The sequence below is a fragment of the Arthrobacter sp. CJ23 genome, from assembly GCF_024741795.1.
GTDB lineage: Bacteria > Actinomycetota > Actinomycetes > Actinomycetales > Micrococcaceae > Arthrobacter.
This window is the reverse complement of record NZ_CP102950.1, coordinates 4,163,717-4,175,213: the sequence shown is the minus strand read 5'-3', so window position 1 is coordinate 4,175,213 and position 11,497 is coordinate 4,163,717. Positions and strand designations below refer to the sequence as shown.

General features: G+C 61.0%; 7 protein-coding genes. 6 read left to right on the top strand and 1 reads right to left on the bottom strand.

From position 1 onward, the window contains the following. Positions 1 to 7 precede the first annotated feature (7 nt). From NVV90_RS18825 to NVV90_RS18815, 3 genes are all read left to right on the top strand, one after another. Complete coding sequence (locus NVV90_RS18825) at positions 8 to 877, top strand: hypothetical protein (RefSeq protein WP_309304075.1); 870 nt, start codon at positions 8 to 10, stop codon at positions 875 to 877. A 301-nt stretch (positions 878 to 1,178) separates the two neighbouring features. Then, on the top strand, positions 1,179 to 2,963 hold the full coding sequence (locus NVV90_RS18820) for a DUF6259 domain-containing protein (protein WP_258438759.1): 1,785 nt from the start codon (positions 1,179 to 1,181) through the stop codon (positions 2,961 to 2,963). Between the two features lie 46 nt (positions 2,964 to 3,009). Further along, positions 3,010 to 5,844 (top strand): FAD-binding and (Fe-S)-binding domain-containing protein, encoded by a 2,835-nt coding sequence (locus NVV90_RS18815; RefSeq protein WP_396125322.1) that lies wholly within the window; start codon positions 3,010 to 3,012, stop codon positions 5,842 to 5,844. Between the two features lie 43 nt (positions 5,845 to 5,887). Here the strand turns inward: NVV90_RS18815 and NVV90_RS18810 are convergent, their stop codons facing one another. Further along, the gene (locus NVV90_RS18810) at positions 5,888 to 6,655 is read right to left on the bottom strand and encodes an IclR family transcriptional regulator (RefSeq protein ID WP_258438757.1); all 768 of its coding nucleotides are present in this window, start codon (positions 6,653 to 6,655) and stop codon (positions 5,888 to 5,890) included. Between the two features lie 363 nt (positions 6,656 to 7,018). Between NVV90_RS18810 and NVV90_RS18805 the strand changes: the two genes are divergently transcribed. From NVV90_RS18805 to NVV90_RS18795, 3 genes are read left to right on the top strand one after another with little or no spacing between them, the layout of a single operon-like run. Then, positions 7,019 to 9,592: a cellulase family glycosylhydrolase gene (locus tag NVV90_RS18805; RefSeq protein WP_258438756.1), complete on the top strand. Its 2,574-nt coding sequence runs from the start codon at positions 7,019 to 7,021 to the stop codon at positions 9,590 to 9,592. A 56-nt stretch (positions 9,593 to 9,648) separates the two neighbouring features. Further along, complete coding sequence (locus NVV90_RS18800; protein WP_258438755.1) at positions 9,649 to 11,130, top strand: ADP-ribosylglycohydrolase family protein; 1,482 nt, start codon at positions 9,649 to 9,651, stop codon at positions 11,128 to 11,130. Further along, complete coding sequence (locus NVV90_RS18795) at positions 11,108 to 11,464, top strand: hypothetical protein (RefSeq protein ID WP_258438754.1); 357 nt, start codon at positions 11,108 to 11,110, stop codon at positions 11,462 to 11,464. The genes NVV90_RS18800 and NVV90_RS18795 overlap by 23 nt, the downstream gene beginning before the upstream one ends. Positions 11,465 to 11,497: the final 33 nt, after the last annotated feature.

Here is an 11,497-nt window from a genome sequence, read left to right as displayed (position 1 = left end):
AACATCCGTGAGTTCCTTCACGATTCGGGGGGGCGCCTACGAAGCGACCGTGGCTACGGAAGGCGCTACGCTCCGGACATTGACGTACTCCGGGCGATCACTGTTGGACGCCGAGGCCCCATATGCAGGTGCAGTCTTGTCCCCATGGCCGAACAGGCTCGCGAACGGTACCTATCGGTGGCAAGGTCGAACACACCACGCGCCCATCAATGAACTGGAGTTCGGCCACGCCATCCACGGATTCGTGGCCGCACATCGTTGGTCCCTGCGTCACCATGGTCGCGAATCGGTCAGTCTTGAGTGCCACATCGGGCGAGACCTCGGCTTCGACTTCGATATCCACCTCGGTATTCGTTATACCGTCGGACACGAAGGCCTCACCTGCTCCATCGTTGCCGAGAACGTCGGCGAGGTTGCCGCACCGTTCGCGTGCGGATTCCACCCGTATGTGCGTCCGGGAGATTCCCCAGTCGAAGAGTGGCTCCTGACCATCCACGCTTCACAACACCTCGAGATCGACGAGGGGACGAAACTCCCGCTCCGAATGGTCAACACTGCGGCTTCGAAGTTCGACTTCCTGCAGCCGAGGCGGGTCGGCGCGGATCCGTTCAGTCGTGCGTTTCGAATCGATCGCATCGACGAAATGCGTGCGGCGGTATCGATCACAGACCCTGCTGGGGGATCGGTGAATCTCTACGTCGACGCCGCGCTGCCCTGGGTTCAGGTCTATCGGCCTGCCCCTTCACTCGGTGTCCATGCGGTCGCCATCGAGCCCATGACTTGTCGACCGAACGCGTTCAACACCTCCCCTGAGGAAGTGCGCCGCGACGTGGGAATCGCCATAAAAGCGGCATGGCGACTCGCGTTCTCTCAGTAGGTGCAACGTAGTTGCGCTGAGCGCTTGGAGCGACTCTGATGGGGAACAACAGCGAAGGAAGGCACAAAAAATGAGCAACGATGCTGAAATCACAGCTGGCCCTCTGCACTTGTCACTGAGCGATGCCGGCCGATCTGCGAGCTGGACTCTCCGAGACACCAACTTGCGTTCCCCGGTACATAGCGATCTATGGACGATGTCGCTCCAGTGGGGAGATCGCCGGGACTTACCTGTGCGAGCGTCTGAACAAACGCCCGATGTCCGAGTCACAGACACCGGCATAGAACTGAAGTACACCAGCGTGATCGCGGAAGACGGCACCCGGGCCCCTGTGGCCATGACGGTGAACATCGCATCGCGTGACGGCGAATTGGTCTTCACCGCGCACGGCGCTGTCGGCAACGCGGATGGTCTAGTCGTCGGCGAGCTCACCTTGCCCCTGCTTGCGCTCGAGCATGGCGCCGGCACGGACCGGCAAAGCGATGTTCTATACCGACCCGACGGATTGGGGCGTCGAACACCGAATCCCTGGGCAATGCGCATACCGCGCAGTACGGAATACATGGCCGCCGACCACAAGGAAGCATCGTTCGACTTCGAGTACCCGGGTGAGTTCAGCATGGCCTGGCAGGGGCTCGAGACGGGTGATCACTTCCTCTACCTCGGTCGTCACGACAGCGAATTCAGAGGGGCACTCTTCTCCGTCGGTACCCGGCACCCAGGCGACGACGACTACTTGACGCTCAGCACGACCGCACTCCCGCTTGCAGCCAGCACGAGCCGATTTGACGTACCTCCGATCGTGGTGCGCGCTGAGCGGGGCGACTGGCGCACCGGCGCGGCGCGGTACCGTCGCTGGGCGGACGAGTGGTACGCGGGGCCACGCCCAGGGGACGGCATCCGTGGTCGTGCCGGATGGCAACGAGTGATCCTGAAACACCAGCACGGTGAAATTCTCTACCGTTACAGCGATCTGGTCGATATATACGAGTCTGGCCTTCAGTCGGGTATCTCCGCCCTGCTCGTCTTCGGCTGGTGGGCCGGTGGTTTCGACCGCGGGTACCCCACCTACGAGCCCGACCCCCTCCTCGGCGGCCGCGAAGAGCTTGAGGCAGCCATCGCCGAGATCCACTCGCGCGGAGGTCTCGTCACGCTCTATGCAAACGGCAACCTCATCGATCGTCGGTCGGACTACTTCGCGGAGCGTGGCAAGTTCGAGGCGAAGAAGGATATGGCCGGCCACGAGTACACCGACGGGTACTACTTCGCTGATCGTTCCAAGCGACTGCGGAGCTTCACCGGCCCTGACTTCACGCAGGGCTGCCACGGGGCTGCCGGGTGGCGGGAGACGATGGCCGATGTTGCCGCCTCGGAGGTGACGCTGGGTACTGACTCGCTCTTCTTCGACCAGATCGGATTCCATCGAGTCGCTTGGCCATGCTTCGACCAGACTCACGAACACGGCGCGAAGACCGACATCGAAGCGAAGTTCCGAATCCAGACGCTCGAATCGATGGCAGCAGTCGAGGGTGTCGAGCTGATCGGGTCGGAGGGGGTCGCTGACTGCTTCATCCAGTACTTGGACTACCATCACGGGTGCGGGTTCGCATTCCGTGCCGAGGATGACGCGTTCCCGCACCTGTTCCGCGAGTCCTTCCCGGAAGCGATCATCAGCAACCGCGGCATCCATGACGAGCGGGATGACTGGGAGCGACAGCTTTCCTACGCGTTCGTGTTCAACCTCGTATTCGACGTTGCCATCCACCGGGCCCGCGGGCTCCTCTCCGAATTGCCTCACTACGGCACCGAGCTGGCGCGACTCACGGCCCTGCGATCAGAGCACGCCGCATTCTTCGAGAGCGGCGTATTCCACGCGCCTGATCAAGCGTGGGACTCACCGCTCATTCACGTGCAATACGGCCACGGGGACAAGATCCTCGACCTCCACTGGAACTCAAGTCGCACTGACGTTCTGACAACGGGCGCCGGCGTTTTGCTAGAGCCCAATGAGATCACGCTGACGGTGCGTGCCGCACATTCTTTGGCCACCGCTTCAGTGGGGAGCAGCAAGGCCGCACGGGCTTGACGGATTCGCCGACTTGGCGCCGTTCGAACGTACGAGAGGGAGCTTCATGGATCGGCTAGTCGCATCTACCCTGGCTGACGTCAACACGAGACTTCTCGCGCAGTTTTCGCAGTCTCCAGTTGACGTCGCCCATCGAGTCTCGGATCGACTCGCAGCAGCACACGATGCATCGCACTACCTCTTGACACCGCTTGCTGTTGTTCGCCCGAAGAGCCTCGATGAGGTCGCCAACGTGATGGCGATATGCCGTCGCACGGCGATCCCATTGACGTTCAGGTCGGGCGGCACGAGCTTGAGCGGGCAGGCTGGCACCGATGGCGTGCTCGTGGATACGCGGAGGCACTTCCGGACGATCACTGTGCTGGACTCCGGTGCTCGTGTACGCGTTGGGCCGGGCGCGACGGTTCGTGCGGTCAACAACCGACTCGCGTCGAATGGGCGCAAGCTCGGCCCGGACCCCGCGAGCGAAATCGCTTGCACCGTGGGCGGAGTCGTCGCCAACAACTCCAGTGGGATGTCTTGCGGGGTGCACGCGAACAGCTACTGCACCCTCGACTCCGTCGTAGTGGTTCTACCATCTGGCACCGTGGTCGATACCGGCGTAGAGGGGGCCGATTTGCGTCTACGGGAGGCGGAACCCGGCCTTTACCACGGGCTCCACCGCCTGCGCGAACGGGTGCGGGGCAACGAAGAATCTGTGCGAAGATTGCGGAAGCTCCACGCACTCAAGAACACCATGGGGTACGGACTCAACTCATTCCTCGATTTCGATCGACCGATCGAGATACTGCAGCAGCTCATGGTTGGGAGCGAAGGCACGCTCGCGTTCGTCGCCGAAGCGACATTCCGTACCGTCCCGACGATGAAGTACGTCGCGACGGAGCTGCTCGTTTTCCCGAACCTTGCCGACGCGACGACGGCCCTTCCCGCTCTCGTGGACGCCGGGCTCGCGACGATCGAACTGATGGACGCGGCAAGTTTGCGCGTGGGCCAGCGAGATCCTGAAGCACCCGAGGAGCTCCGGGAACTGAATATCGTTGATCATGCGGCGCTGCTCGTCGAGTACCAGGAAGAGACGGAAGACAACCTCGCTCGCCGGCTAACCGAAGCGCCGGCCCTCCTTGCCAGACTCCCACTTTCGCAGCACGCGGCGCTACGTACTGATTCGGACCGCCGGGCACGGCTGTGGCATATACGCAAAGGTCTGTATGCCGCTGTCGCGGGCGCTAGACCGCCCGGCACAACGGCGTTGCTGGAAGACATCGCGGTTCCAGTCGAGCGTCTTGCTGAAACATGTGCAGAGCTGCAACGCCTCTTCGACCGGCATGGCTACGAAGGTTGCGTGATCTTCGGGCATGCCAAAGACGGCAACATCCACTTCCTCCTCAATGAGCGATTCGACCGTCCTGAGATGCTCGCTCGTTATGAAGCGTTCACGGAGGACATGGTCCAACTGGTGCTTTCCCAGGGAGGGACCCTCAAGGCGGAGCATGGAACCGGTCGGGCTATGGCGCCGTATGTTCGACGTCAATATGGCGACGAACTGTTCGATGTCATGTGGGAGCTGAAGCGCCTTGTTGACCCCGATCTGCTGCTCAACCCCGGAGTCCTCCTCTCGCACGATCCGGATTCTCACACGCGACACCTAAAGACGGCGCCGCCGGTAGAGGAAGAGGTCGACCGATGCGTTGAATGCGGCTATTGCGAGCCCGTCTGCCCGAGTCGTGATCTCACCCGCACCCCGCGCGAACGGATCGTGCTGCGCCGCGAGTTGGAACGCGCACGGAACGTCGGCGACGTCGAGCTTGCTCGCACCATTGAGAACGAGTACGAGTACGACGGAATCCAGACCTGCGCCGTCGACGGCATGTGCCAAACTGCCTGCCCGGTTCTCATAAACACAGGTGACCTCGTGCGCCGTCTCCGATCGGAATCTGTTGGCCCCGTGAGCCAGGCGATGTGGAAAACTGCAGCAGGGCATTGGGATGCGGCTAGCCGTGCCGGATCGTTGGCGCTTTCCATCGGCAACGCGATTCCGACTGCGCTACCTGCAATGGCAACGAGGCTGGGACGCAGCATCATCGGCGACGACGTCGTACCGCTATACACAGAGGATCTCCCGGCGGGCGGTCAGCAGCGGAGGGTCATCGCAAGTGATGATCCCGCAGCTGTGTACTTCTCGAGTTGCACACAAACGATGTTCGCCGGGGCAACCAGTGAAGGCGTCGCTGAGTCATTCCTTCGTCTGTGTGAACAAGCCGGTATAGGTGTATCAACGCCTCAGGACATTCCGTCCCTGTGTTGCGGCACACCATGGAAGTCGAAGGGATTTACCGACGGCTATGACGCGATGAAGGCGCGGGTGCGTGAGTCTCTTCTGCGCGCCACTCGCGGCGGCGACCTCCCTGTCGTTTGTGATGCGAGTTCTTGTAGTGAGGGGCTCGCAGTGCTCCTTGACGTTGCCGCCGAAGGTGTGTTCCGTGTCGTCGACGCAGTCGCTTTTATAGACGAACACGTTCTTGCTCGGCTCCCACGTCTCGAACAGCTGACATCACTGACCATCCATCCGACGTGTTCCTCCACACAGCTGGGCATCAATGGAGCTCTACAGCGGGTTGCGGAAGCCGCAGCCCACTCGGTGACCGTCCCGGAAGATTGGGGATGCTGCGCTTTTGCCGGGGACCGTGGGATGCTTCACCCCGAGCTCACCGCGGTTGCGACGAAGCCAGCGGCGAACAATGTTGCGGCGCAAGCCACTGCGGCGTACGCGTCGCTCAATCGCACCTGCGAGATCGGGATGACGCGTGCGACAGGCGAGACGTACGTGCACATTCTTCAGGTGCTCGCTCAGACCCTTCCTCCGATCTCGGACCAAAGTTGACGGCTGCCGCGGCTTCGCGGCTTGGGTGCATCGGCGGAGGTGACTATTTGCGGACGCCGTATGCCGCGCGCGACAACTTGGTGGCCGTCGCACGTGCGAGACGCCCGATCTCTGGTACGCGGCCGTTCATGCGGTACTTCGGCCCATAAACTGCAACTGCCGCCAGAGGGAGTCCATTTCGACCCTGCGCGACGGCAGCCACCCGTTCGACATCATCTGTTCGCGGCATCCACACGTAACCACGAGATCGGGCGAGTTCCATTTCCCGTGCCCAGCTCTCCCCATTGAGGTGCACCTCTGGATGCTCGACCGGCGCGCCTCGCAAGTCGTTGAGAATGCGATGCTGTTCACCGACGGGTAACGCAAAGAGGATCGCGCGACCTGCAGCGGTCGCATGGAGCGGAGCGACATTCCCGACATGGGGAACCATGCGGAACGGATGTTCGGGGTCGACTTGTTCGACGCTCACAGAGTAGTCGCCCTGGCGGATGGTGAGGATGACCGTTTCGTCAACGGAGTGGCACAGTTCGTCGAGGAAGGGACGGGCTATCTCCCCGAGGGTGTACTGCTTCTGGAAACCCTGTGCGAGGTTCAGTACGCGCCCAGTCAGGACGATCCGGCGACTTTCGAGGCGAGCGAGCATACCGAGATCCACCAGCGCGGTAACGAGCCGCGACACTGAACTCTTGTCCGTGCCGGTCAGTTCAGCCAGCTCCGTGACAGTCGAGCCACCACGGGTCCCGGCGACAGCCTCCAGGATCCTGATGCCTCGGGCGAGCGCTCTGTAACGCGTGTCATCACTCAAAGTCATCACCCAGAATCTCGCTCAAAGATCCACCAGGGACGTGAGGATGAGAAGTACCGTGCGGTGTGTCGCTCGCGCAGAGCGTGCCGGCGTCATTGCTTGCCATGTGCCTGACCTTATGCGATCCAGTGCAAGCTGTACAACAAAGTTGCGCATTTGTCACCAAAATCAGGACTCGATTCGTGCCGCTACCGACCACTAGTCGGTACAGCCGGCGGCGAGTTGCGCCGGTGGCACTAAACACACGGTTGTGGTCCCCTCTCGTTGACAGTGCATGTCGTGGCTTCGTAGCGTCTGCTCAGACCGCAAGCGCTCGAGATTGGCTCGAGGCGGAATGAGCAGGTCACTGAACACACAAAGGCGTGCGATGTGTTCTTCGCTCTAGGGAAATCATCAAGAGCGCCGTCGATTACGACGGCGCTGCGGAGTTTGATCAAGGAGAACCAAGCGATGAAGTGGTCGGCGAGATCCAAATCCGTGCTCACTCTTGTGGCGGCAGCTTCGCTGCTCCTCACCTATCCACCCGAGGCGGCCTCCGCCGTCGATGCAACAACCGACGCGCCCCACATCGATCGGCCCGAGATCATTCGAGGGTTCAACACTTTCGGTGATCGCCTGACTCCGCAGAACGCGGACACCGTGCGGAACGACTATGGCGCAAACGCAGTCAGGCTTCAGATCCACCCGCAGCAATACGCACAGCAGCACAGCGTTTCGCTCGAGCAGGCATGGGACAAGTCACTTGATCTCACGGTGCAGGGACTTGACGAGGCAGCACGCAAGGGCATGATGTCGATCATCGACCTTCACTCTGTGCCGATTCCGGCAAACAAGAACTCACCCACATTCTGGGCTGATGAAAACTCTCTCGTTGCACTCGTGGCGAGCTGGGAGGAGATCGTCCAGAGACTCGCACCGTACCGCGAGTACATCTGGGGCTACGATCTGTTCAACGAGGCCTACAACTCCGCCGAACTGCCCTTGGGAGCAGCGGACTGGCCGGGCTGGGCGCAGGAAATCACTGACGCCATTCGAGTGACCGATCAGGCGACTCCAATCATCTTTGAGCCAAGCCCCGGGGCGCTTCCGCGGGGATTCAAAGAGAACGAATGGATCGACGCCGGCCCTGGGTATCCCGTGCTGTATCAGGGCGAGTTCCCGCTCCTCGATGATGACAACGTCATCTACAGCTTTCACTGGTACGAGCTCCACGCTTACACGCATCAAGGGATCGGCTATCACAACGGCAGCCCGGTAACCGAGGATTGGCCGGACAAGATGGTATATCCGGGAACGAACAATGGCGTGACTTGGAACAAAGAGACGCTACGGGAGCTTATGCAGCCCGTCGTCGATATCCAAGAAAAGTACGACGTTCCAATCTATGTAGGCGAGTTCAGCGCCGTGCGATGGGCTCCTGGCGCATCTCAGTACATCCGAGATTCGGTCGAACTGTTCGAAGAGTTCGGTTGGAGCTGGACTTATCACTCGTTCCGCGATTGGCACGGTTGGCAGCTCGACTACACCGACACGATGACCAGCGACGCTAACAGTGCCGCAGCCATCGCGACTCAACCCACCGATCGGGAGCTGACGCTGAAGTCACACTTCGCCCGCAACCAGTTCGTCGAACCGCTGGACACCCCACGCCCGCCTACCAACCTCGTCAACAACGGTGACTTCGCAATGGACGCCGACGGCGATGGCCTGGCAGACGGTTGGAGTCGCGGTCCCAACGCTCAGACTTCACTCACCCAATCCAACGGTTCATCCATACAGGAAGTGACAGTCTCCACCAGCAACCAGAAGGGGGTCGACCAGGAGTGGATCTCCGTTACCCCGGGCAATCGCTACGCACTCAAGGCGCGCCTCCGCGTGGATCAGGGCCAAGTCCGTTTCTGGCACTACGGCGTAACCAGCGCCTACACTTTCTCCGCGAGCGACATCGCGGCACAGGTCGGCCCCACCTCTGGAGCGTTCGTTGATAGTGCAGTGGAGTTCGTAGCAGCATCAAACACCGCCCGGCTCAGCATCCGGTTCTGGGCGAACGCTGCCGCAAAATTCGGGGTGACGGACGTCGAACTCATCGACCTGGGCCCAGCTGTGGTCGTCGAGCCGCCACGCACCGAAGTAGCCGTGACGACTGCCCCGTTGCCCGACCCGACTCTCTTGCAGTTCACCGCTACCGCGGCGCCAGGCAAATCGATTGACCGCACCGAGTACCGGATCGTCGGTGAATCTCAGGACTGGGCGCCAGTACCGACGGGCGGACTGCCCCTCACTGAATCCGGCTCCTACATCCTCGGCTACCGATCGGTGGATTCAGCCGGTGTGGTTGAGCAAGGTCGAGCGATCGCCGTCACGGTGCCGCCGATCACAGACACCACCATTCCCCAGGCAACGCTGGTGTCTCCCACCATCAGCGGTCCGTTCCAGTCATTGTCGGTGCTTGTGGAAGCGACCGACAACCTCGGACTCGGCAGGATCGTTGCCGACATCTATCAGGGGGCGACGCTCATCGAAAGCACGGCTTCGCCAGCGAACGGTGCAATGAGCGCATCACATTCAGCCCTCCTTGATCTCACTGACGGTAGCTACTCAATTTCCTACAGCGCGGAAGATGTTGCGGGAAATTCCTCTCAACACGCCACCTTCAACGTCACAATCGACACGACAGCACCAATCGTGACTGTCAAGGAAGGTTCGTCCTACACGGTTGGCAGCGACGGCACGTATTCGCGGGTGAGCTTCAAGCTTCATGATCTCGGCCGGATCGACAAAGTCACGATCAACGGGGTGGTTAAGGACCTGACGAACAATGCATGGTCCGACGTGAACTACGTCAAACCCGGGACGTTCGGGGCAGTCGCCGGTAACAATACTCTCGTCGTCTACGACGAAGCAGGTAATACAACGACCTTCGGATTCGTATTGACGAGCTGAGACGCAAGTGCAGGACGAAGCGAGCTCTCAAAGCTCAATCAAAACGGAAGGAAAAAATGTCACGGGAGAAGATTCTCGGTTGCTGGTTGGGTAAGGCCGTAGGGGGGACGCTGGGCCAGACTTTCGAAGGACTTGAAGGACCTCTCGATGAGAGCTTCTACTTTCCAGTGCCAGCCGAGATGGTGCCGAACGACGACCTCGACCTTCAGGTGCTCTATGCCTGCGTGATCGACGGGATGTCTGAGCCAGCGGTAGATCGTCACGTCATCGCACAGGCGTGGGCCGATCACGTTGCCTTCCCCTGGAATGAGTACGGCGTGGGAATGCGAAACCTCGCCGAAGGACTCGAACCGCCCTATACGGGTTCATTCGACAATTGGTTCACGTGCGGAGAGGGCGCTGCGATCAGGAGTGAACTGTGGGCGTGCCTCGCGCCAGGAGATCCCGACCTCGCCGGCGCATATGCATATGAAGACGCCTGTTTCGACCACGCGGGCGATGGGATCTACGCCGCGGTGTTCCTTGCGCGACTGCAGGCGCTGGCATTCGTCGACGACGACATCAACCGTCTTATCGATGGCGCACTGGCCGGGATCCCTGCAGATTCCGCCATCGTTGCGGTCGTGAATGACACTCGGAATTGGGTGCGATCCGGTCTTGGATGGCAAGAGGTGCGGGCGCTCATCATGTCCACATACGGCCGTTCTGATTTCACGGATGTGCGACCGAACACCGGCTTCGTCATACTTGGGTGGCTGGCTGGTAAGGACTTCAGCGAGCGAATCTGCATCACGAACAACTGCGGTGAGGACACGGACAGCTCCACCGCATCCCTCGGTGCGCTCTTGGGCATCCTCGACCCGGACTCGATCGACTCGAAATGGCTCGAGCCGATCGGACGTGATCTCGTTCTGAACGATGAGATCACGGGAATTACGCCGCCACCGACGATCGATGGTTTCACCGACCTGGTGATCGACCTTGCTGCGCGACTCCCCGGCACGCCTCCCACCGCGGAGAGCTCACCCTTCGATCCCGCTAACCACACGATTCCCGTGCAGATCGGGTGGACGAACACGACGCAGGGAAAGTGGACTGTCCGTGATCAGACAGAGCTCCCGCCCATCGATGGCATTATACCGCCGGTCACGAAGCCGTTCGTATCTTCTGCCCTTTTGGGGACATGCAGTCAGCTGCTGCGCACGGACTTCGAGGATCGAATTCTTCTGCTCCGGCTGAACGTCGACTCGCGCGGCCGGAAAGCCGTGCGGTTCATGTTCAACTCCACCGAGCATTACCGGGTGTGGCTCGATGGAGCCTTTCTCTACGGCGCGCAAGGAAGCCAATTCCAGTTTCCCGCGCCGCATATGGCACCCGTCGGCCAGTTCCATGACTTCGACATGCCCTCAGGCGAACACGAGCTCACGATCGCCATCAAGCGCCCACCCATCGACCGCGACAAGGCCGAGTGGGTCATCGCTCTGGTCGAGAGACCGAGCATGCTTTGGATCGAGAATGCCTTCCGACCTCACCTCTAGCGATGAACCCGCTGCGAATCATCGGCCAGGCATCGCCATTCACAAGGCGACGCCGGGCCTCGAGCGCGCCCTTCCCCTCAGCGAATGGGCGCCTACGTTTCGAGGCGGCTCCCTGGAGGACGCCGCGACCGCGAAGGCCGAGTTGGAGGAGCTGGTCGACGCGGCCGCCCGACCGGAGACAAACAGGCTCTACCGCACCGTCTGCCGCTGGTGGACAGAGCTCGAAGTCCTGATCGTAACCGGCGCCACGACAGGCGAAGGCGAAGCCAACAACACCCCGGCAAACTACAAATCGGTTATTCTCTTGAGAAGTGCCGTCCGGACGGCGGCATGACACTCACCCGGGAATCCCATTCCCCACAAACCA